General features: G+C 71.3%; 17 protein-coding genes and 1 pseudogene. 13 read left to right on the top strand and 5 right to left on the bottom strand.

From position 1 onward, the window contains the following. Positions 1 to 25 precede the first annotated feature (25 nt). Positions 26 to 706 carry an ElyC/SanA/YdcF family protein gene (locus tag AB0G15_RS08365; RefSeq protein ID WP_362836627.1) on the top strand — a complete coding sequence of 227 codons (681 nt, stop codon included), beginning with the start codon at positions 26 to 28 and terminating at the stop codon, positions 704 to 706. A gap of 17 nt (positions 707 to 723) precedes the next feature. On the opposite strand, the gene AB0G15_RS08370 is transcribed toward AB0G15_RS08365, so the two are convergent. Continuing rightward, positions 724 to 1,983 carry a PrsW family intramembrane metalloprotease gene (locus AB0G15_RS08370; RefSeq protein ID WP_362836629.1) on the bottom strand — a complete coding sequence of 420 codons (1,260 nt, stop codon included), beginning with the start codon at positions 1,981 to 1,983 and terminating at the stop codon, positions 724 to 726. Between the two features lie 406 nt (positions 1,984 to 2,389). Continuing rightward, complete coding sequence (locus AB0G15_RS08375) at positions 2,390 to 3,343, bottom strand: heme o synthase (protein WP_362836631.1); 954 nt, start codon at positions 3,341 to 3,343, stop codon at positions 2,390 to 2,392. A gap of 383 nt (positions 3,344 to 3,726) precedes the next feature. Here AB0G15_RS08375 and tkt point away from each other — a divergent pair, with 383 nt between their 5' ends. The 8 genes from tkt to AB0G15_RS08415 all read left to right on the top strand — a co-directional run bounded on the left by tkt (position 3,727) and on the right by AB0G15_RS08415 (position 12,955). Further along, a complete protein-coding gene (gene tkt / locus AB0G15_RS08380; RefSeq protein WP_362836742.1) occupies positions 3,727 to 5,760 on the top strand; it encodes a transketolase in 2,034 nt (677 codons plus the stop codon). Between the two features lie 2 nt (positions 5,761 to 5,762). After that, a complete protein-coding gene (gene tal, locus AB0G15_RS08385; RefSeq protein WP_362836633.1) occupies positions 5,763 to 6,866 on the top strand; it encodes a transaldolase in 1,104 nt (367 codons plus the stop codon). Between the two features lie 7 nt (positions 6,867 to 6,873). Continuing rightward, positions 6,874 to 8,502: a glucose-6-phosphate isomerase gene (locus AB0G15_RS08390; protein WP_362836635.1), complete on the top strand. Its 1,629-nt coding sequence runs from the start codon at positions 6,874 to 6,876 to the stop codon at positions 8,500 to 8,502. Positions 8,503 to 8,521: 19 nt separating this feature from the next. Beyond that, positions 8,522 to 10,246, top strand: a complete 1,725-nt coding sequence (zwf, locus tag AB0G15_RS08395; protein WP_362836637.1) for a glucose-6-phosphate dehydrogenase — start codon at positions 8,522 to 8,524, stop codon at positions 10,244 to 10,246. Beyond that, the gene (locus tag AB0G15_RS08400; RefSeq protein WP_362685742.1) at positions 10,247 to 11,158 is read left to right on the top strand and encodes a glucose-6-phosphate dehydrogenase assembly protein OpcA; all 912 of its coding nucleotides are present in this window, start codon (positions 10,247 to 10,249) and stop codon (positions 11,156 to 11,158) included. A gap of 57 nt (positions 11,159 to 11,215) precedes the next feature. Next, complete coding sequence (gene pgl, locus AB0G15_RS08405; RefSeq protein ID WP_362836639.1) at positions 11,216 to 11,989, top strand: 6-phosphogluconolactonase; 774 nt, start codon at positions 11,216 to 11,218, stop codon at positions 11,987 to 11,989. Positions 11,990 to 12,185: 196 nt separating this feature from the next. Beyond that, positions 12,186 to 12,458, top strand: a complete 273-nt coding sequence (locus AB0G15_RS08410) for a DUF1778 domain-containing protein (RefSeq protein ID WP_362836641.1) — start codon at positions 12,186 to 12,188, stop codon at positions 12,456 to 12,458. Beyond that, positions 12,455 to 12,955: a GNAT family N-acetyltransferase gene (locus AB0G15_RS08415; protein ID WP_362836643.1), complete on the top strand. Its 501-nt coding sequence runs from the start codon at positions 12,455 to 12,457 to the stop codon at positions 12,953 to 12,955. The genes AB0G15_RS08410 and AB0G15_RS08415 overlap by 4 nt, the downstream gene beginning before the upstream one ends. Positions 12,956 to 13,029: 74 nt before the next feature. On the opposite strand, the gene add is transcribed toward AB0G15_RS08415, so the two are convergent. Then, the gene (gene add, locus AB0G15_RS08420) at positions 13,030 to 14,064 is read right to left on the bottom strand and encodes an adenosine deaminase (protein ID WP_362836645.1); all 1,035 of its coding nucleotides are present in this window, start codon (positions 14,062 to 14,064) and stop codon (positions 13,030 to 13,032) included. A 185-nt stretch (positions 14,065 to 14,249) separates the two neighbouring features. Here add and AB0G15_RS08425 point away from each other — a divergent pair. Then, positions 14,250 to 14,693, top strand: a pseudogene (locus tag AB0G15_RS08425) (Clp protease N-terminal domain-containing protein); the annotation flags it as partial. A 367-nt stretch (positions 14,694 to 15,060) separates the two neighbouring features. Here AB0G15_RS08425 and AB0G15_RS08430 read toward each other — a convergent pair. Then, positions 15,061 to 16,092 carry a GNAT family N-acetyltransferase gene (locus AB0G15_RS08430; protein WP_362836647.1) on the bottom strand — a complete coding sequence of 344 codons (1,032 nt, stop codon included), beginning with the start codon at positions 16,090 to 16,092 and terminating at the stop codon, positions 15,061 to 15,063. Positions 16,093 to 16,270: 178 nt separating this feature from the next. Here AB0G15_RS08430 and AB0G15_RS08435 point away from each other — a divergent pair, with 178 nt between their 5' ends. From AB0G15_RS08435 to AB0G15_RS08445, 3 genes are all read left to right on the top strand, one after another. Next, positions 16,271 to 17,671 (top strand): FAD-binding oxidoreductase, encoded by a 1,401-nt coding sequence (locus AB0G15_RS08435; RefSeq protein WP_362836649.1) that lies wholly within the window; start codon positions 16,271 to 16,273, stop codon positions 17,669 to 17,671. Between the two features lie 178 nt (positions 17,672 to 17,849). Next, entirely contained in the window at positions 17,850 to 19,463 is a 1,614-nt protein-coding gene (locus AB0G15_RS08440) for an amidohydrolase (protein WP_362836651.1), read from the top strand. 60 nt (positions 19,464 to 19,523) lie between these two features. Then, on the top strand, positions 19,524 to 19,937 hold the full coding sequence (locus AB0G15_RS08445; RefSeq protein ID WP_362836653.1) for an Imm10 family immunity protein: 414 nt from the start codon (positions 19,524 to 19,526) through the stop codon (positions 19,935 to 19,937). Between the two features lie 81 nt (positions 19,938 to 20,018). Here AB0G15_RS08445 and AB0G15_RS08450 read toward each other — a convergent pair whose 3' ends face one another. Next, positions 20,019 to 21,233, bottom strand: a complete 1,215-nt coding sequence (locus AB0G15_RS08450) for a cytochrome P450 (protein ID WP_362836655.1) — start codon at positions 21,231 to 21,233, stop codon at positions 20,019 to 20,021. Between the last annotated feature and the right edge of the window lie 96 nt (positions 21,234 to 21,329).

Consider the following 21,329-nt stretch of genomic DNA (forward strand, 5'->3'; position numbering starts at 1 on the left):
CCCGGCACGGCCGGACAATGGCCGGATGTCGTTGTCACGCACGATCATGCGGCGTTGCTACCAGGGCGTCGTGCTGCTGAGCGTCCTGGCCGTCACCCCGATCACCTGGGCCTGGCTGTCCAGCTCCGGCCACCGGGCGGTCGCCGACTCCTCCCCCGGCTGGGTGGCCGGGGTTCCCGAGGCCCCGGTGGCGCTGGTGCTGGGGGCGGGCGTCGTCGGGGACGCCCCCTCCCCCATGCTGGCCAGGCGCCTGGACATCTCCGCGCAGCTCTACCGGGCGGGCAGGGTCGAGGCGATCCTGCTCTCCGGGGACAACAGCCGCAGGGAGTACGACGAGCCGACCGTGATGCGCGACTACCTGCTGGCGAGCGGCGTGCCGGCCGGGGCGCTGGTCCTGGACTACGCGGGCTTCGACACCTGGGACTCGTGCGTCCGGGCCCGTACGGTGTTCGGCGCCACCAAGGTCACCGTGGTCACCCAGGTGTTCCACCTGCCCAGGGCGGTCACCCTGTGCCGCACGGCGGGCCTGGACACCTTCGGCGTGGGCGACGACTCGTCCAAGCGGTGGGTGTCCACCTACGGCCTCGCCGCCCGTGAGTTCCTCGCCTCGGCGAAAGGGCTCGTCGACTCCGTGCTCCTCGACTCGCCGCCCGTTTTCCCCGGGCCCCGCGAGACCACCCTGGAGACCGTGCTCCGGCGGGGGTGAACCCCGGCCAGGACGCCCTACAGGCGGAACGCCCCGCCCTGCGGCGGGTGACCGGGACCGGGGTCACCGGCGGAGCCGCCCTGCGGCCAGGGGGAACCGCCCGCGCGGCCGGGGCCGCCGGAGGTGTGGCCCGCCGTGGCGTTCCCGGCCGCGGACGGCGCGGGGAACCGGGCGCGGGCGCCGGCCATGCACTCCAGCAGCGCCCGCTGCTCCTCGTTGAACGTGCGCTCGTCGATCACGTGGCCCCTGGCCCGCTCGTGGAGCAGGCCGAGTTCGGTGGCCGCCAGCTGGTAGTCGCTCATCGCCCGCAGGGCCGTCCTGCCCCCGTGGTTCCTGGCCCACTGCCGGGCCTGGCGGCGGCTGGGCAGGGAGGAGAGCATCGCGACGTCGCCCGAGGAGACCAGCCCCGTCGCCCAGTAGGCGGGCAGGTAGGTCTGGATGAGCCCGATGATGCGCTTGCGGTCGCGGAAGATGATCCAGATCAGCGCGAACAGCACGGTCATCAGCAGCAGGTAGGCGACGGCCAGGCCGCCGATGCCGACGTAGGAGGCGAAGCCGTTCCAGATGCCGTGCAGCAGCATCGCGCCGATCCACCCGGCGGCGATGACGAAGATCCGGCCCGGTCCCCGGCGCTGCGCCGCGTAGGCCACCGCGACACCGATCATGGAGGTGAACAGCGGGTGCGCGAACGGCGAGAGGATCCCGCGCAGCACGACGGTCACCGCCAGGCCCTGCGCGCCCAGCTCGTCGAGCGCGGCCACGTAGTAGCTGACGTTCTCGCTCATGGCGAAGCCGAGGCCGACCATGCTGGCGTAGATGATGCCGTCGGTGGGCCCGTCCAGCTCGGCGCGCTTGAACCTGAGCAGGCCCAGCAGGACCAGGCCCTTCATCGTCTCCTCGACCACCGGGGCGCCGAACGTGGCGGTGATGTTGCGCGCGTAGTCGTAGCCCAGCTGGACGGTGTTCTCGATGTAGAGCAGGTTGAAGGAGTTGATCACCCCCGCGACCAGGACCGCCACGCCCGCGCCCCAGGCGAACGCGAAGAGCAGGTTGGCGCGCGGCTCGGGCTCGATGCGGTCGAGCGCCAGCACCGCGGCCAGCAACACCGGGACGGGCGCCAGCGCGAGGCCCAGGGCGATGAAGAAGTAGACCGGGTCGCCGTTCAGCACGTCGAAGGAGAACGACACCAGGGCGCACAGGCCCGCCAGGACGAGCCCGACGATCAGCGTGACCGACGGACGGTCCCTGAGCACCCAGCGGGGGTCATGGCCGGCCATGTGGCCACCGTAACCGCTGGTACCCGCCCCACGGTTGGAACCGGGAGATTACCGCTCGAAGGTTGACGAACCCCGCGCCGGTACCGGACCGCCCCCCGCCGCCGGACCGCGGCCACGCCCCGCCGGCCACCCCGCGACCCCCGCGAATCCGTCCGGCCGCCGCGAATCCCGGGACCATACCGAGTGATGGGCCGCCCCCGCGGCCGGAGCCGGAATCCGGCTCCCAGGATTTCCCGAAGACCACGAATCACCCTCCCCACGACCAGGCCCGCCCCGGGCCGGTCAAGAAAACGTCTTCCCCCCGGGAGACGTCTCCCCCGTGGCCGGGGCGCGGAAACGGGCGCACCGGGGGAGAACGTACGTGTGAGATGACTCAGACGGGTGTCGGATGAGCCTCAGGCCGACATCAGACGAACATCGAGTCGATGGCGACGGCCAGGAACAGCAGCGCCAGGTAGGCGTTGGACCAGTGGAAGAAGCGCATCGGGCGCAGGTCGACGCCGGTCTTGCCCGCGTTGACCCGGCCGAGGAGGCGGTGGACCTCCCACAGGCAGGCGGCGCCCAGGACGGCGGCCACGGCGGGATAGAGCAGCGTGGTCCCGGCGATCGGCCACAGCAGCAGCGAGCAGAGCACCGTGGCCCAGGTGTAGGCGATGCTCTCCAGCACCACGCGGCGCTCGGTGGCCACCACCGGGAGCATCGGGACCTTCGCCGCCGCGTAGTCCTCCTTGTAGCGCATCGCCAGGGTCCAGGTGTGCGGGGGCGTCCAGAAGAACACCACGCCGAAGAGCACCACGGGGGCCCAGTCGAGGCTGCCGGTGATACCCGCCCAGCCGATCAGCACCGGCATGCAGCCGGCGATGCCGCCCCACACCACGTTCTGCGAGGTCCGCCGCTTGAGGATCATCGAGTAGACGAGCACGTAGAACAGGTTCGCGCCCAGCGACAGGCCCGCGGCGAGCCAATTCACCGTCAAGCCGAGTCCAAGAGTGGACAGTGCGCCGAGGATGATCCCGAAGATCAGCGCGTTCGTCGGCGGCACCAGGTCGCGGGCGAGCGGGCGGCGCCGGGTGCGGCGCATGGCCGCGTCGATGTCACGGTCGATGTAGCAGTTCAGCGCGTTCGCGCTGCCGGCCGACAGGGTGCCGAACACCAGCGTGTTGACGGCGATCCACAGCGGCGGCAGGCCCTTGGCCGCCAGGAACATCACCGGCAGCGTCGTGATCAGCAGCAGCTCGATGATCCGCGGCTTCGTGAGGGCGACGTACGCCTTCACGACATCGCCGAAGGAGCGCGGCCCGGCCTCGGGGACCGTGCCCCCCTCGGGCGGGGCCGTCGATTGCTTGTCGGTGAGCACCATCTAAGGCGCTTCCAGCACGTGCGGGGTCAACGCGTAACCTCTGATTAGAGCGGATCCGTGAATGCGGGCACCAGCCAGCCTTGAGGACTCACTGTAGTTGCAGGGGGGGCCGGTCCCGGCACGGGGTGCGGAAGCGGCGCGAGGGGGCTCCCATCCGGGAGGCGCGCGCCGCCTGCGGATCCCGCGGACCCGCCCCGGGTCGGCCTGCGCCACGGTGGCCAGGTCGAACCCGTTAGGGTCCGGTGTGGGCGGGAAATACCAGACCGGCGCCACCAATCAGACGATTAGATCCGGAGATCGAGCACTTGAGCAGTGAACTCGTGCCAGCCCTCGAATGGAGCGACCTGGACCGCCGTGCGGTCGACGTCGTACGGGCCCTGGCCATGGACGCGGTAGAGAAGGCGGGATCGGGTCACCCCGGCACCGCGATGAGCCTGGCGCCGGCCGCCTACCTGCTGTTCCAGCGGGTGATGCGACATGACCCGTCAGACCCCACGTGGGCGGGCCGCGACAGGTTCGTCCTTTCCGCGGGTCACAGCAGCCTGACCCTCTACATCCAGCTCTTCCTGTCGGGGTACGGCCTCAGCCTGGACGACCTCAAGGGGTTGCGCCAGTGGGACAGCCTGACCCCGGCCCACCCCGAGCACGGTCACACCGTCGGTGTCGAGACCACCACGGGCCCGCTCGGCCAGGGGATCGGCAACGCGGTCGGCATGGCGATGGCCGCCCGCCGCGAGCGCGGCCTGTTCGACCCGGACGCCGCCGCGGGCGCGAGCCCGTTCGACCACAACATCTGGTGCATCGCCTCCGAGGGCGACATCGAGGAGGGCATCAGCCACGAGGTGAGCGCCCTCGCGGCCCACCAGAGGCTGGGCAACCTGACCGTCGTCTTCGACAGCAACCACATCTCGATCGAGGACGACACCCAGATCGCGCTGAGCGAGGACGTCGTCGCGCGCTACGAGGCGTACGGCTGGCACACCCAGACCGTCGACTGGACTCAGACGGGCGACTACGTCGAGGACGTCGAGGCGCTGCACCAGGCCCTGGAGGCCGCCCGCGCCGAGACCGGCAGGCCGTCGTTCATCCGGCTGCGCACGATCATCGGCTGGCCCGCCCCCAACAAGCAGAACACCGGCAAGATCCACGGCTCGGCGCTGGGCGCCGACGAGGTCGCCGCGACCAAGAAGGTCATGGGCTTCGACGTCGAGAAGAGCTTCGACGTCCCCGCCGAGGTCCTGGAGCACGCCCGCGAGGTCGTCAAGCGCGGCCGGGCCGAGCGCGCCGAGTGGGACAAGCTCTACGAGAGCTGGCGCGAGGCCAACCCCGAGCGCGCCGCCGAGTTCGACCGCATCTCCGCGCGAAAGCTCCCGGCGGACTGGGCCGAGGCGCTGCCGTCCTTCGAGGTCGGCTCCTCCGTCGCCACCCGCAAGGCCTCCGGCGAGGTGCTCAGCGCCCTCGCGCCGGTGCTGCCCGAGTTGTGGGGCGGCTCGGCCGACCTGGCCGAGTCCAACAACACCACGATGAAGGGCGAGCCGTCCTTCATCCCCGAGGAGTTCCAGACCAAGGAGTTCCCCGGCGGCCCCTACGGCCGCACGCTGCACTTCGGCATCCGCGAGCACGGCATGGGCGCGATCCTCAACGGCATCGCGCTGCACGGCGGCACCCGCCCGTACGGCGGCACGTTCCTGGTGTTCAGCGACTACATGCGCCCGGCCGTGCGGCTGGCGGCGCTGATGAGGCTGCCGGTCACCTACGTGTGGACGCACGACTCCATCGGCCTGGGCGAGGACGGCCCCACGCACCAGCCCGTCGAGCACCTGTGGTCGCTGCGCGCCATCCCCGGCCTCGACGTGGTCCGCCCCGCCGACGCCAACGAGACGGCCGCCGCCTGGCAGGTCGTGCTCGAGCACAACGACCGCCCGGCCGCGCTGGCGCTGACCCGCCAGAACCTGCCGGTCTTCGAGGGCACCGGCGACGCGGAGAAGGTCGCCCGCGGCGGTTACATCCTGCGGGACGCCTCCGACGGGCAACCCTCGGTGGTCCTGATCGGCACCGGCTCCGAAGTCGAGATCGCCCTCGGTGCCCGCGAGATCCTCGAGGCGCAGGGCATCGCGACCCGGGTCGTGTCGATGCCGTGCGTGGAGTGGTTCCAGGCCCAGGACGCGGCCTACCGGCAGAGGGTGCTGCCCACCTCGGTGCGCGCCCGCGTGGCCGTGGAGGCGGGAATCTCGCTGGGCTGGCGGGAGTTCGTGGGAGACGAGGGTGTGGTGGTCGGCCTGGAGCACTTCGGTGCCTCGGCCCCCTACAAGACCCTCTACGAGCAGTTCGGCCTGACCGCCGAGCGCGTGGCCGCCGCCGCCAAGGCGAGCCTCGCCAAGACCGGAGCCGACAAGGGCGAGACGACGGGAAACTGATCATGAGTGAGATCCTGAAGAAGCTCTCCGAGCAGGGCGTCTCCATCTGGCTGGACGACATCAGCCGCGAGCGCCTGCGTACGGGCAACCTGCAGTCGCTGATCCGCGACAAGCACGTGGTCGGCGTCACCTCCAACCCGACGATCTTCGCGTCGGCGCTGAGCAAGGGCGACGCCTACGACGGCCAGCTGCACGACCTGAAGATCCGCGGCGTCGACGTCGAGGAGGCCGTGCGGGCCATCACCACGTACGACATCCGCTGGGCCGCCGACGTGCTGAGGCCGGTCTACGACGCCAGCGGCCGGGTGGACGGCCGGGTGTCGATCGAGGTCGACCCGCGCCTGTCCAGGGAGACCGACAAGACCGTCGCCGAGGCGCGCGCGCTGTGGTGGCTGGTCGACCGGCCCAACCTGTTCATCAAGATCCCCGCCACCGTCGAGGGCCTGCCCGCGATCACCCAGGCGATCTCCGAGGGCATCAGCGTCAACGTCACGCTGATCTTCTCCCTGGAGCGCTACCGCGCCGTGATGGACGCCTGGCTGACCGGCCTGGAGCAGGCGAAGGCCAACGGCCTCGACCTGTCGGCCATCGAGTCGGTCGCCTCGTTCTTCGTCAGCCGGGTGGACGGCGAGATCGACAAGCGCCTGGACAAGATCGGCACCCCCGAGGCCCTCGCGCTGAGGGGCAAGGCCGCGGTCGCCAACGCCCGCCTCGCCTTCGCCGCCTTCGAGGAGGTCGTCGAGTCCTCGCGCTGGCAGGCGCTGGCCGCGGCCGGCGCCCGGCCGCAGCGCCCGCTGTGGGCCTCCACCGGAACGAAGAACCCCGACTACCCCGACACCCTCTACGTCGACCAGCTGGTCACCTCCGGCACGGTCAACACGATGCCGGAGAAGACCCTCGACGCGACGGCCGACCACGGCGGCATCACCGGTGACACGGTCCGCTCCTCCTACGAGGAGGCCTGGAACACCATGGCCGCGCTCAAGGAGGCCGGCATCGACTACGACGACGTCGTGCGGTTCCTGGAGGTCGACGGCCTGGACAAGTTCGAGGCCTCCTGGAAAGAGCTGCTGGAGACCGTCTCCTCCGAGCTGAAGAAGGCGTGAGGAACATATGTCAGTGTCCGTAACGTTCGGCGACGACGACCTCACCGATCAGGCCGGGGAGACCGCCGGGCAGCTCGCCTCCGAGGGGGTCCCCCAGGCCCTGGCCTCCGGCGACTCCACGCTGTGGGGCACCGAGGCCCAGGCCGAGGCGGCCGTCCGCCTCGGCTGGCTCAACCTCCCGGCGACGAGCAGGCAGCTGCTTCCCGAGATCGGCGCGCTGGTGGAGCGGGCCCGCGCCGAGGGCCTGGACCACGTGGTCCTGGCGGGCATGGGCGGCTCCTCCCTCGCCCCCGAGGTCATCACCGCCTCCGCCGACATGCCGTTGACCGTGCTCGACACCACCGACCCCGGCCAGGTGCGCCGCGCGCTGGAGGACCGGCTGGAGAGCACGATCCTGGTCGTCGCCAGCAAGAGCGGCGGCACGGTCGAGACCGACAGCCACCGGCGGATCTACGAGAAGGCCTTCCGCGACGCCGGGATCGACCCGGCGAGCAGGATCGTCGTCGTCACCGACCCCGGCTCGCCGCTGGAGCTCAGCGCTCGCGAGGCGGGCTACCAGGTGATCCTGGCCGACCCGAACGTGGGCGGCCGCTACAGCGCCCTGACGGCGTTCGGCCTGGTGCCCAGCGCGCTGGCGGGCGTCGACGTCGAGCGGCTGCTCGACGACGCGGCCGAGGTGGCGCCGCTGCTGTCGCGGACCGAGGGCAACCCCGGCCTCGACCTCGGCGCCGCCCTGGGCGCCGCCGCGGCGGCCGGTCGCGACAAGCTCGTGATCGAGGACAGCCTGTCGGAGATCAACGGCCTGCCCGACTGGATCGAGCAGCTGGTCGCCGAGTCCACCGGCAAGTCCGGCAAGGGCATCCTGCCCGTCGTGGGCGCCGACCCGGGTGACGCCGACGACGAGCTGCTCGCCGGGATCGACACCGACGCCACCGTGACCGTCGTCGGCCCGCTGGGCGCGCAGTTCCTCGTCTGGGAGTACGCCACGGCCGTCGCGGGCCGCGTCCTCGGCATCGACCCGTTCAACCAGCCGAACGTGGCCGAGTCCAAGGAGAACACCGCCAAGCTGCTCGACCGGGCAGAGCTGCCGGTCGGCACGCCGCTCCTGGTCGACGGCCCGGTGGAGGTGTACGGCGAGTTCCCCGGCTCCGAGGACGTCAAGGACCTGTCGGACGTGCTCACCCGGCTGCTGGAGTCGATCCCCGACCGCGGCTACCTCGCGGTGATGGCCTACCTCGACCGTGAGGCGGCCTTCGACGCCCCGTACCCCGAGGGCGCCTCGTTCGAGGAGATGACGGACGTGTGGAGCGGGGCCGACCCGGCCACGCTGCGCGGGATGCTCGCGCTCCGCACCGAACGCCCGGTCACCTTCGGCTGGGGCCCCCGCTTCCTGCACTCCACCGGCCAGTACCACAAGGGCGGCCCGCAGAACGGGGTGTTCCTGCAGATCACCGGGGCCGTCGAGAACGACCTCGAGGTCCCCGGCAAGCCCTACACGCTGGGCCGCCTCCAGCTCGCCCAGGCACTGGGCGACCAGGGCGCGCTGGCCAGCCGCGGGCGTCCCACCGTACGGCTGCACCTGACCGACCGCGCCGCCGGAGTCGCGCGGCTGCTCGCCGCCGCGCGGGAGGTCTGATGGGCCGCTGGAGGTTCGCATGAGTAAGGGGAACTCCCGGACGAGCGCCGAGGAGAACGTCACGACGGGCGCCTCCACGGGCACGACGGACGCCGTCGCCGTCACGACGGACACCGCGACGGCGGGCACGACGGACGCCTCGGCGGCGGGCGCGCCGGAGAAGGTGACGCCCACGGCGACCACGGCCACCGCCGCCGCGACCGTCGGCATCACCGAGGCCCTGGTCGACGCCAACCCGCTGCGCGACCCGCGCGACAAGCGCCTGCCGCGCGTGGCGGGGCCGTGCGTGCTGGTGCTGTTCGGCGTGACCGGCGACCTGGCGCGCAAGAAGCTGCTGCCGGCGATCTACGACCTGGCGAACCGCGGGCTGCTGCCCCCGGGCTTCTCCCTGGTCGGCTTCGCCCGCCGCGACTGGAAGGACCAGGACTTCGCGCAGCTGGCGCACGACGCCGTCAAGGAGCACGCGCGGACGCCGTTCCGCGAGGAGGTCTGGAAGCAGCTGTCGGAGGGCATCTTCTTCTGCCGGGGCGAGTTCACCGACGACGGCGCGTTCGACGCGCTGTCGATGATGCTCAAGGAGATCGACCAGACCCGGGGCACCGGCGGCAACTACGGCTTCTACCTGTCGGTGCCGCCGAAGTTCTTCCCGGTCGTGGTCCAGCAGCTGAAGCGGACCGGCCTGGCCGACGGCCCCGCCGGATCCTGGCGCCGGGTGGTGATCGAGAAGCCCTTCGGGCACGACCTGCGGAGCGCCCAGGAGCTCAACGCGATCACCAGCGCGGTCTTCCCGGAGAGCTCGGTGTTCCGCATCGACCACTACCTGGGCAAGGAGACGGTCCAGAACATCCTGGCGCTGCGCTTCGCCAACAACCTGTTCGAGCCGATCTGGAACCGCAGTTACGTCGACCACGTGCAGATCACGATGGCCGAGGACATCGGCATCGGCGGCCGGGCGGGTTACTACGACGGCATCGGCGCGGCCCGCGACGTGATCCAGAACCACCTGCTGCAGCTGCTGGCCCTGGTCGGCATGGAGGATCCGACGTCGTTCGGGGCCGACTCGCTGCGCAGGGAGAAGGAGAAGGTCCTCAAGGCGCTGCGGCTGCCGTCGGACCTGTCGCTGGCCACCGCGCGCGGCCGCTACGGGTCCGGCTGGCAGGGCGGCGAGCCGGTCATCGGCTACACCCAGGAGGAGGGCATCCCGCCCGACTCGATCACCGAGACGTACGCCGCCATCAAGGTGGAGATCGCCAACCGGCGCTGGGCCGGGGTGCCGTTCTACCTGCGCACCGGCAAGCGGCTCGGCCGCCGGGTCACCGAGGTGGCCGTGGTGTTCCAGCGGGCGCCGCACCTGCCGTTCAGCAAGGACGACACCGAGATCCTGGGGCAGAACGCCCTGGTCATCCGGGTGCAGCCGGACGAGGGCATCACGGTGCGGTTCGGCTCCAAGGTGCCCGGCACCGCGATGGAGGTCAGGGACGTCTCGATGGACTTCGCTTACGGCGAGTCGTTCATGGAGTCCTCCCCCGAGGCCTACGAGCGGCTGCTGCTGGACGTGCTGATCGGCGACCCGCCGCTCTTCCCGCACCAGCGCGAGGTCGAGCTGTCATGGATGATCCTCGACCCGATCGAGGAGTTCTGGAGCACCCAGGGCCCGCCGGAGGAATATCCGGCGGGCACGTGGGGGCCGGCCTCGGCCGACGAGATGATGGCCCGTGACGGGCGCGCCTGGAGGCGGCTGTAGATGACCAGTTTCATGCTCAGCGGCACGAACGCCTCGAAGATCTCCTCGCAGCTCACCCACCTGCGTCACCAGATGGGCACCCCGGCGGTCGGCATGGTGCTGACCCTGGTGGTGGTCTGCGGCGAGAGCGACCAGTACGACGCGGTCCGGGCCGCGACCGAGGCGGCCAGGGAGCACCCCTCCCGGATACTGGTCGTCATCCCCCGCGACTCGGAGGAGCCCAACCGGCTCGACGCCGAGATCCGGTTCGGTGAGTCGACCCCGGGTGAGGTGATCCTGCTCCGCCTGTACGGGGAGCTGACCAGGCACGCCGACTCGGTGGTCAGCCCGCTGCTGCTCACCGACACCCCGGTGGTGGCCTGGTGGCCCAGCGACTGTCCCGAGGTTCCGTCCAAGGACCCGATCGGCATGCTGGCCCAGCGCCGCATCATCGACGCGCGGTCGGCGGCCGACTCGGTCAAGGCGATCACCGACCGGGCCCGCGGTTACGTGCCCGGCGACACCGACCTGGCCTGGACCCGGCTGACGACGTGGCGGAGCCTGCTGGCCGCCGCGTTCGACCAGCCGGTGGGCAAGGTCAAGCGGGGCACCGTGGAGGCCGTGTCCGGCCATGCCAGCGCCCTGCTGCTGGCGGCCTGGCTCGGCGACCGCCTCGGCGCCTCCGTGAAGGTCTCCGAGTCCCCCGGGCCCGGCCTGACCGCGGTCAAGCTGGTCTCGGCCGAGGGTGACATCACCGTCGTCCGGAGCGACGGCCGCATGGCCACGCTGTCGCGTCCCGGCCAGCCGGACCGCAGGGTCGCCCTGACCCGGCGCCCGACGTCGGAGCTGCTCGCCGAGGAGCTGCGACGGCTGGACCCCGACGAGATCTACGCGGCCGCGATCAAGCGACTCGCCCAGACCAAGAAGTCCTGAGCCGCGAGTGCCCCGCGGCCACGGCCGCGGGGCACCTCCTTTCGAAAGAGAAGTCCCGTGAGCGTTCCCACCGTGATCACCCACCGCGACGCCGACATGCTCGCCAAGGCCGTCGCCGCCCGGGTGATCGTCCGAGCCGTCGACGCCCAGTCGGCCAAGGGCTCGGCCCATCTGGTCCTGACCGGCGGGACCGTCGGCATCGCCACCCTCGCCGAGATCGCCGCCTCCCCCGCCAGGGACGCCGTCGACTGGCGCAAGGTGGACATCTGGTGGGGTGACGAGCGTTTCCTGCCGAGCGGCGACGCCGAGCGCAACGAGACCGGTGCCCGCAAGGCCCTGCTCGACCACCTCGACCTCGACCCCGAGCGGGTCCACGTGATGCGCGGCCCCGACTCCGGCATGACCGCCGAGGAGTCGGCCGAGGCGTACGCCGAGGAGCTGCGCCGGGCGGCGCGCCCCGAGGACCACGGCCCGGCCCCGTCGTTCGACCTCATGATGCTGGGCATGGGCCCGGACGGCCACATCGCCTCGCTGTTCCCCGGCCTGCCCGCCCTCTACGACACCCGCCCGGTGGTGGCGGTGCACGGCTCGCCCAAGCCTCCGCCCATCCGCGTCTCGCTGACGCTGCCGGTCATCCAGGCCTCCCGCGAGGTGTGGGTGATCGCCGCCGGCGAGGAGAAGGCGGGAGCGGTACGGCTGGCGCTGTCGGACTCGGGGACCATGCAGGTCCCGGCCGCCGGGGCCCGGGGTCGTCAGCGCACCCTCTTCCTCCTGGACAGGGCGGCGGCCTCCAAGATCCCTTCTTCCCTGAGCCGGATCTCCTCTCCTTGAACCGGTGGGCACGCTCGTAGGCCACTTCCCTTGAGCAGGTGGCGCAAGAAATCCTCGCAAACGAGTTTTCGTTTGCGAGGATTTCTCATATGACGTGATCACGGTGTGCGATCAGATAATCACCGATACGGTATGTCGCGGCAGGAGGCCTGCCGTACAAACACCGTACGATGGAGAGGAGGTGGAGGTGATGGTGATGACCGCCAAGACACACCGCATCGAGATGCGCGCGGACGCGGCGACCGAAGGGCTCATCGTGCAGGCCGCACAGGCTCTGGGAGAGTCCATCTCCTCGTTCGTCCTGCGCGCGGCCCGTGCGGAGGCCAGCCGGGTGCTCGCCCGGCCCGATGTCACGCTGATGCCCGCCGAGCAGTTCGACGAGCTGCTCGCGTCGCTGGACGAGCCCGACGAGGCACCCGCGCTCCGCAGGGCCGCACAGCGACAGCGCCGCTATCACGAATCGACGTGACCTGGCGATCGCAGCCCCTGCACGAGGAGCACGATCCCAGCGCCTTCGACTGCTCGGTCCCGGTCATGAACGAATGGCTGGCCAGGATGGCGCTTCGCGCCCAGCGGTCGGACACGGCACGCACCTATGTGTGGTCTGTCCCCGGCTCCCACCATGTCGTCGGGTATTTTTCCGTCACCCCCACCGAGGTACGGCGAGCGGAGGTCGGCGGCTCGCTCTCCGGCGGGGTGAGCATCGTGCCCGGCTACCTCCTGGCGAGACTCGCTCTCGACCGCCACCTCCACGGCCAGGGTCTCGGTGCGGAACTACTGGTGAACGCGGTCTCAAAGATCGTGTCTGCCTCGGAAACAGCAGGGGGCCGCGTCATCGTGGTCGACGCGATCGACGGCCGCGCCGCCGATTTCTACGCCTCCCACGGGTTCACGCCGGTCAAGAACGACCCGCACCGGCTGGTGATGAAGATGGCCACGGCACGGGCCTCGCTTGCCGCTTCCTGATCTCCAAAACCCGCAGCGAATCTCCAAAACCCGCAGCGACGTGAGAGCCCGTATGCGATGAGCCCCCGAACGGATCAGGAGGCCGTCCCTGAGTGCCGGGCGGCGACGGTGTCGATCTCGGCGTGGAGTTCCTTCTTGTCCGCCGGGCTCATGGACGAGGCCTCGACGGCGTTGCGGGCCAGGGTGACGAGGGTCTCGCGGCCCAGGCCCAGCCGGTCGGCGGCGACGCGATACTCGCGGCTCAGGGTGGTGGCGAACATGGGCGGGTCGTCGCTGTTGAGGGTGACGAACAGGCCCTCCTCGATCATGCGGGGCAGCGGGTGCTCCTCGACGCGGGCGACCTGGCCGGTGCAGACGTTGGAGGTGGGGCAGACCTCCAGGGGGATCTGGGTCTCGCGCAGGTGGGCGACGAGGCGGGGGTCGTCCACGCAGGAGGTGCCGTGGCCGATCCGCTCGGCGCCCAGGAGGTCGAGGGCCTCCCAGATGGTCTCGGGGCCGGTCATCTCCCCGGCGTGGGGCAGGCTGCGCAGCCCGGCGGCGGTGGCGGCGCGGAAGGCGTCCGCGAAGACGTCGCGATACTTCGGGCGTTCCTGCTCGATTCCAGCCAGTCCAAAACCTACCAATGCCTGGGGAGGTTCCTGCAGCGCGTGGTCCAGGGTGACCCGGGCCGCCTCGGCCCCGTACTCGCCGGGGATGTCGAACACGTACGCCATCCGCACCCCGTGCTCCTCGCGGGAGCGCCGGGCGGCCAGGTCGAGCGCCTCGGTGACCTCCCGCATCGGCATGCCGACGACGTGGTGGGCGTACGGCGTGACGGTCAGCTCGGCGTAGCGGCCGTTCTGCCCGGCGAGGTCGGCGGCCAGGCCGAGCACCAGGGTCGCCACGTCCTCCGGCTCGCGGACCAAAGCGTTGACCGCCTGGTAGATCCGGGCGAAGTGCGGGAAGTCCGTGAACCTGTAGAAGGCGCGCAGTTTCTCCTCGTCCGTGGGGACGCCCCCGTCGGGGTGGCGGCGGGCGAGCTCCAGCACGGTGGGGACCGAGGCGGAGCCGATCAGGTGGACGTGGAGCTCGACCTTGGGCAGGGCGTCGATGAAGGCGTCGATCGTCATGTGGGGACACTACGCACGCCACCCCGGGACACGGAAGCCATTTTCCCCGAATCTAACTCTAAAATGTAAGCTTTTATCGGCAAGGGAAGCGAGGCGGGAATTGCCCGGGGAGATGTCCTCCCGCTCACCGGCCGTCTGGCGCATAGTGGGGGCAGGCATCTCGACACCCCTCACGGAGGCTTCCCGTGTTCGAGCGCTTCACCGACCGTGCCCGCCGTGTCGTGGTCCTGGCGCAGGAGGAGGCCAGGAGGCTCAGCCACGGCCACATCGGCACCGAGCACATCCTGCTCGGGCTGATCCTCGAGGAGGACGGTGTCGCCGGCCGCGCGCTGCGGGCCTTCGGCATCGGCGGCGAGCGCGTCAGGAACGCCGTCGAGGAGATCATCGGCAGGGGCGACGAGAGTCCCGGCGGCCACATCCCGTTCACCCCGCGCGCCAAGAAGGTGCTCGAACTGTCCCTGCGCGAGGCGCTCGGCCTGCACCACACCTACATCGGCACCGAGCACATCCTGCTCGGGCTGCTCCGCGAGGGTGAGGGCGTGGCCGCCCAGGTGCTGACCGAGCAGGGAGCGCGCCTCGAGGCCGTACGCGCCCAGGTGATCACGCTGCTCGGGCGGCGCGGACCCGAGCGCGCGGTGACGGCGGAGGAGGGCTTCCACGTCATGGGAGCGGCGTTCTCCGCCAGGCTGGAGCGCATCCAGGAGAGCCTGGACCGGATCGAGCGCAGGCTGGACGCCATCGAGACCTCCCGCGGCGACGCCGCGGCCCACGGAGACATCGGAGACACCGGAGACACCGCGACCCACGAAGACAGCGGGGACATCGGCGATACCGCGGGCACGCCCCGGGACGATGGCGACGCCTCCGGCGCGCCCCGCGCCCCGGAGCCCCCGTCCCAGGAGGGGCGGGCCTCCTGAGGCGGGAACGCGGATGAATGCGGCCTCCCCGCTTCGGGACCCCTGAGCGATCTCGAAACGGGAAGGCCACGTGACGGGGTCAGCTCGGGGATGCCGTCGCCATCACGCCCACGGCCAGCCTGGCCTCCACCACGCCGGGGTCCTCGGTGTAGCTCAGGGTCGCGCCGAGCGAGACCAGGAGCCTGCGCATGCGCACGTTGTCGGACAGCAGGGTCGCCCTGACCTCGGCGAAGCCCAGGTCGCGGGCCTGGCGGACGAGCATCCCGGCCAGAGCCGTCCCCAGCCCCCTGCCCTGCCAGCGGTCCTCGACCAGGAACGCCATCTCGGCGATGCCCGGATCCGGGGTGAACATCAGGTTGGCGAGACCGACGACCTGGCCGTCGTGCCCGGCGACGATCGAGTGGCCCCGGCTGCGGTCGCAGAGCCGGTCGAAGACCTTCGGCGGCAGCACCGGCATCGAGGTGAAGTAGCGGAACCTGCGGGCCTCCGGCGAGCAGCGGTCGTGCAGGTCGCGTACGGCCTCGCGGTAGAGCCGGGTGAGCGGGCGGACACTGACCTCGACGCCGTCGGAGAGCGTGATCTCGCGGTCGGTCCCGGACTGCTCGACCGGGGGCTGCGCGAGGCGGACGAAGGAGGCCGCGCGGGCGGCCTCGGTCAGGGTGAACGGCAGCTCGGCCCGGCGGACCCTGATCGCGCGGCGCGGTGCCACGGGCACGGTCAGCAGGGTCGGGTCCGGAAGATCGCTCATCTCAGCACCGTAGACCCAGCGGGAGTCGTCGGCGCGCAGCAGCTCCCCCAGCAACTCGGGCAGGCGCCAGGGCGCCATGCGCAGCCGGGAGGCGAGCAGCAGGACGCGGGTGGGCTCGTCGGTCAGCTCGTGGGCGGTGGCGGTGACGACCTGGACCCGGCGTCCGCCGGCGGCCTCCAGTGCCTCGCGCACCGCCTCGGCCCCGGCGGGGATGTCCGTGACGAACTCGTCGACCGTGCCGTCCGCGTCGGTCTGCACGCTCAGGCCCAGGATGTTGCCACCCTTGGCGGCGAGTGCGGCGGCCAGCGAGGCGAGCCGCCCCGGCCGCTCGTCAACGGTCGTACGAATCCTCAGAAACCCCATCAGAATGCTCCCTCTGTTGAGGGATAGCCTTTCCTGACACTGTTACGGGACTGCTACACATGAGTGAGCCCATCGTTACGTCTGGGAAGATCACTTGTTACGCGGCAGTACGGCGTTTCTGCAACGGTTTCCGTTGACAGGCACACCCAGATAGACGGATATAGCAGGATATGAGGCCATGAGCACGCGCGTTCCCCTGGCTGGGGACTTCGTCAACGGAGACGTCTCCTTCTGGTACCGCTCCCTCGGCATCCCCTCCCCCGGCGCCCCCCTCGCCGGAGACCTCGACGCCGACGTGGCCATCGTCGGTGCCGGCTACACCGGCCTGTGGACCGCCTACTACCTGAAGAAGGCGAGCCCCGGCCTGCGGATCGTCGTGCTGGAGAAGGAGTTCGCCGGGTACGGCGCCTCCGGGCGCAACGGCGGCTGGCTGGTCGGCGAGCTGGCGGGCACCCCCGAGCGCTACGCCAGGACGCACGGCGCGGACGCGGCCAGGCGGCTGCAGCGGGTGATGTTCGAGACCATCGACGAGGTCGTCGCCGTCGCCGAGGACGAGAAGATCGACGCCGACATCGTCAAGGGCGGCGTCACCACGGTCGCCACCAACACCGCCCAGGACCGGCGGCTGCACCAGCTGCTCGCCCACGAGCGCCACTGGGGCTGGACCGAGGAGGACGTGCGGCTGCTCGACCCCGCCGAGCGGGATGAGCGCCTGCGGGTGGACGGCGCGGTCAGCGCGATCTGGAGCCCGCACTGCGCCAGGATCCAGCCCGCCAAGCTCGCCAGGGGCCTGGCCGAGACCGTGCGGAACCTCGGGGTGGACATCTTCGAACGCACTCCGGTCACCGAGATCGCCCCGCGCGAGGCCCGCACGCCGTACGGCACCGTCCGCGCCGAGTACGTCATCCGCGCCACCGAGGGCTTCACCGCCGAGCTGAAGCAGTACCACCGGACCTGGTTGCCGATGAACAGCTCGATGATCGTCACCGAGCCGCTGGGCGCGCTGTGGGACGAGATCGGCTGGGCGGGACACGAGCTGCTCGGCGACATGGCGCACTACTACATGTACGCCCAGCGCACCGCCGACGGCCGGATCGCGTTCGGCGGGCGCGGCAAGCCCTACCTGTACGGATCCCGGGTGGACGACCGGGGCCACACCCACGAGTGGACGATCGAGGCGCTCTGGGAGCTGCTGACCGGGATGTTCCCCGCGCTCCGGGCCTCCCGGGTGGCGCACGCCTGGTCCGGGGTGCTCGGCGTGCCCCGCGACTGGTGCGCCACCGTGCACGTCGACCACACCACCGGCATCGGCTGGGCGGGCGGCTACACCGGCCACGGGGTGACCACGGCCAACCTCGCAGGCCGTACCCTGCGCGACCTGATCCTGCGCGAGGACACCGAGCTGGCGTCCCTGCCCTGGGTGGACCGCAAGGTGCGAGGCTGGGAGGTGGAACCGCTGCGGTGGATCGGCGTGCACGCCATGTACGACCTCTACCGCCGGGCCGACGCCAGGGAGAAGGCCGGGCTCGGCCGCACCTCGGTGCTGGCCCGCGTCGCCGACTCCATCACCGGACGCTGAACCGACCCCGCCACCGGACACTGAACCGCCTCCATCACCGGACGCTGAACCGGCCCCGTCGCCGGACGCCGAACCGACCCCCTTACCGGACACTGAACCGACCCCGCCACCGGACACTGAGACCACGGACGCCGAGGAGAGCCATGACCTGCCCGCCCGCCACCCGAGTGGGAACCGAGTGAACGACATCCTCTTCCGCGGCGGCCGGGTCTTCCTCGCCGCCGACGCCTTCGCCGAGGCGGTGCTGGTCCGGGACGGCCGTGTCGCCGCCGTGGGCGCGGAGTCCGACGTCGCACGACTGGCCTCCCCCGGTCACGAGACCGTCGACCTGGACGGCGGGCTGCTCACCCCCGGCTTCACCGACGCGCACCTCCACCCGGTGCAGGCGGGCCTGGAGCGGGCCAGGTGCGACCTGTCCGCGGTCTACGGCCTGCCGGAGTACCTGGAGCGGATCACCGCCTACGCCGCCTCCCACCCCGGCCACGAGTGGATCGACGGCGGCGGCTGGGACATGTCGGCCTTCCCCGGCGGCCTGCCGCACCGCTCCCAGCTCGACGTCGTCGACCGGCCGGTCTACCTGATCCAGCGCGACCACCACGCCGCCTGGGTGAACAGCCGGGCCCTGGAACTGGCCGGGATCACCCGCGACACCCCCGACCCCGCCGACGGCAGGATCGAGCGCGACGCCGACGGCACGCCGAGCGGCGTGCTGCACGAGGGCGCGATGGACCTGGTCGGCCTGCTCACCCCGCGCCCCACCGCGAGGGACCTGCACGACGCGCTGATGGAGGCCCAGGACCACCTGTTCTCCCTCGGCGTCACCGGCTGGCAGGACGCCATCGTCGGCTCCTACGCGGGCTCCGACGACCAGCTGCCCACGTACGTCTCGGCGGCGGCCTCCGGCGCGCTGCGGGCCCGCGTGGTGGGCGCGCTGTGGTGGGACCGGGCGCGCGGCGCCGAGCAGATCCCCGAGCTGCTGGAACGGCGCCGCTCCGCCGAGGGCCTGGAGCGGTTCCGCGCCACCTCGGTGAAGATCATGCAGGACGGCATCGCCGAGAACTTCACCGCCGCGGTGATCGAGCCCTACTGCCGCTGCGGCGGCACCGGCCTGTCGTACGTCGACCCGGCGCTGCTGAGGGAGTACGTCGCCGAACTGGACCGGCACGGCTTCCAGGTGCACTTCCACGCCATCGGCGAGCGGGCCGTCCGCGAGGCGCTGGACAGCTTCGAGGGGACCGACCCGGCCAACCGGCACCACATCGCGCACCTGCAGATCGTCGAGCCGTCCGACGTGCCGCGCTTCGCCGAACTCGGCGTGACCGCCAACCTGCAGCCGCTCTGGGCCACCCACCACGCCCAGATGGACGAGCTCACCCTCCCCTTCCTGGGCGAGGAGCGCTCCGCCTGGCAGTACCCGTTCGCCGACCTGCGGCGCAACGGCACCCTGTTCTGCGCGGGCAGCGACTGGCCGGTCTCCGACGCCGACCCGATCCAGGGCATGCACGTGGCCGTCAACCGCACCGAACCCGGTGGCTCGGTGCACGCGGGCTACCCGACGGCGCAGACCCCGTTCCTGCCCGGCCAGAGCCTCACCCTGGCCACCGCGCTGACGGCCTACACCGCGGGCTCGGCCCGGATCAACCACGACGACGACGCGGGCACCATCGTCCCCGGCAACCGCGCCGACCTCGTCGTCCTGGACCGCGACCCGTTCACCGAACCGGCCGCCGACATCTGGCGCACCAGGGTCGCCATGACCTTCCTCGACGGCCAGGAGGTCTACCGCCGCTGACCTCTCCCAGCGATGAGCAATGCGCCGGAATTGTCGCGATGGCCCGTTACGATCCGCGGCATGACCATTCGGTTCACGGCCCGGGTCACGGGAGTGGCGGAAGACCACGATCTGGAGTGCCTGTCCGCCGGTGTCGCCGAAAGCGACGACGGCGACGGCATGGAGCTGATCTTCACGTGCGGCCTGTCCGAGGACGAGGAGGAAGACGTCGAGAAGTCGGAGATGGACAGCCACTGCCTGGTCACCGCCGGCCAGGCGACCGCGTACGGGGCCGTCAGCGAGATCACCCTTCGCGACGGGGTGCTTCGCGTCGTCATCGCTCCGCACGCGCTGGAAGAGCTGGGTCTTGACGACCCCGAGATCGAGGCGGTCCTCGAAGTCGAGGATGAGGTGATCGGCCGACTCCGGCTCGCCCTGCGACGCATCATGGCCTACGGCCCGGTTGACGCCCGCCCGGCAGTCGTTCAGCGGTGACGGTGCCCTCCGAGCTTGCTTGGCCTGCCCGCCGCTCGGCTCGTCTCCTCCAGGAGCCCTGAGCACCCGAGGACGACGGAGCTATCGCCGGTGACCGAGCTGCGCCCGGAACCGTACGGGAAGCCGGTCGAAGCAGATGTGGCGGCCGTTCTCGTAGAAGCGGCGGGGTTCGCCGAAGAGCTCGTAGCCGGGGTGGCGGGCCAGCTCGCGCAGGACCACGAGGAACTCGGTGCGCGCGAGCTGGGCCCCGATGCAGAAGTGCACGCCCGTCCCGAAACCGAGGTGGCGTACGAGGCCCCGGTCGAGCCGGAACCGCTCCGGGTCGGGAAACTCGGCGGGGTCGCGGTTGGCGGCCCCGGCGAGCAGGATGACCCGCGATCCCCGGGGAATGACGACGCCGCCGACCTCGACGTCCCGGGTGGTGAACCGGGTGCCGTGGTCGACCGGCGTCCAGAGCCGCAGCGTCTCCTCGACGGCGGCGGGCATCAGCTCGGGCCGCTTGCTCAGCCGGTCCTGCAGGCCGGGTTCGCGGGCCAGCTGCCACAGCAGGTGCGACAGGGCGTTCATCGAGGTCTCGTGACCGGCGACGGCGAAGCCGACCATCATGACGTGCAGTTCCTCGTCGGTGACGGGCCTGCCGTCGATCGTCTCGCGGACCAGCGTGGACAGGTAGTCGTCGCCCGGTTGTTCCCTGGCCCGGCGGATCTCCTCCTGGAACAGCTCCGCGAACTGCGGCCAGAAGCCCTCCGCGCTCTCGTCGCTCGGCATGCGCGCCCAGGTGTTGCTCGTCAGGTCGCGGATGCGGCGCTGCGCCGCGTCGGTGAAGCCGACCGCGAGCGACACCACGGCGAGCGGCAGCGGCACCGCGAGCTCGGCGACGAGGTCGCCGCAGCCCCGCGCGACGATCGGCTCGACCAGGTCCGCGACCAGGCGGCGCAGTTCCGGTTCGAGCTGCCGCGCCCGGGCCGGGGTGAACGGGGGTTTCATCAGGGTGCGGAACGCGGTCTGCCGGGGCGGGTCGTACTCCAGCGGCGCGAAGGGCGGCGTGCCGGCGGCGCGGGGGAAGAAGACCCCCGACGCCGAGCTGAAGGTCTCGTGGTCGCGCAGCGCCGCCTCCACGTCGCGGTAGTGCGACAGGACCCACACGCCGCCGTACGCGCGGGAGAAGGCGACCCGCGACCGGTTGCGGATGCCGCGGTGGACCAGGCAGGCCAGGTCCGGGTCGAAGCGCGGATGGTGGTGGTCGAAATCGGAGATCAGCTGCTCGACGACGTCCTCTTCCCTCTCCGCCTTCACTGCCGCTCCCTCGGGTCGAAGATCATTGGATGCCGGGGACGGGAACCACGAGTCCCGCGGGGGTGCCCCCGGACACCGGCGGCGACGCGGGGACGG

Origin of the sequence: Streptosporangium sp. NPDC023825, assembly GCF_040639575.1 — a bacterium.
Taxonomy (GTDB): domain Bacteria; phylum Actinomycetota; class Actinomycetes; order Streptosporangiales; family Streptosporangiaceae; genus Streptosporangium.

Excerpts from the sequence above, each read along its gene's own strand:
- tal (WP_362836633.1), top strand. The coding sequence starts at position 5,763 with ATGAGTGAGATCCTGAAGAAGCTCTCCGAGCAGGGCGTCTCCATCTGG.
- AB0G15_RS08365 (WP_362836627.1), top strand. The coding sequence starts at position 26 with ATGTCGTTGTCACGCACGATCATGCGGCGTTGCTACCAGGGCGTCGTG.
- AB0G15_RS08400 (WP_362685742.1), top strand. The coding sequence starts at position 10,247 with ATGACCAGTTTCATGCTCAGCGGCACGAACGCCTCGAAGATCTCCTCG.
- AB0G15_RS08390 (WP_362836635.1), top strand. The coding sequence starts at position 6,874 with ATGTCAGTGTCCGTAACGTTCGGCGACGACGACCTCACCGATCAGGCC.
- tkt (WP_362836742.1), top strand. The coding sequence starts at position 3,727 with ATGGACGCGGTAGAGAAGGCGGGATCGGGTCACCCCGGCACCGCGATG.
- zwf (WP_362836637.1), top strand. The coding sequence starts at position 8,522 with ATGAGTAAGGGGAACTCCCGGACGAGCGCCGAGGAGAACGTCACGACG.
- AB0G15_RS08445 (WP_362836653.1), top strand. The coding sequence starts at position 19,524 with ATGACCATTCGGTTCACGGCCCGGGTCACGGGAGTGGCGGAAGACCAC.
- AB0G15_RS08370 (WP_362836629.1), bottom strand. The coding sequence starts at position 1,983 with ATGGCCGGCCATGACCCCCGCTGGGTGCTCAGGGACCGTCCGTCGGTC.
- AB0G15_RS08430 (WP_362836647.1), bottom strand. The coding sequence starts at position 16,092 with ATGGGGTTTCTGAGGATTCGTACGACCGTTGACGAGCGGCCGGGGCGG.
- AB0G15_RS08435 (WP_362836649.1), top strand. The coding sequence starts at position 16,271 with ATGAGCACGCGCGTTCCCCTGGCTGGGGACTTCGTCAACGGAGACGTC.
- add (WP_362836645.1), bottom strand. The coding sequence starts at position 14,064 with ATGACGATCGACGCCTTCATCGACGCCCTGCCCAAGGTCGAGCTCCAC.
- AB0G15_RS08410 (WP_362836641.1), top strand. The coding sequence starts at position 12,186 with ATGACCGCCAAGACACACCGCATCGAGATGCGCGCGGACGCGGCGACC.
- AB0G15_RS08375 (WP_362836631.1), bottom strand. The coding sequence starts at position 3,343 with ATGGTGCTCACCGACAAGCAATCGACGGCCCCGCCCGAGGGGGGCACG.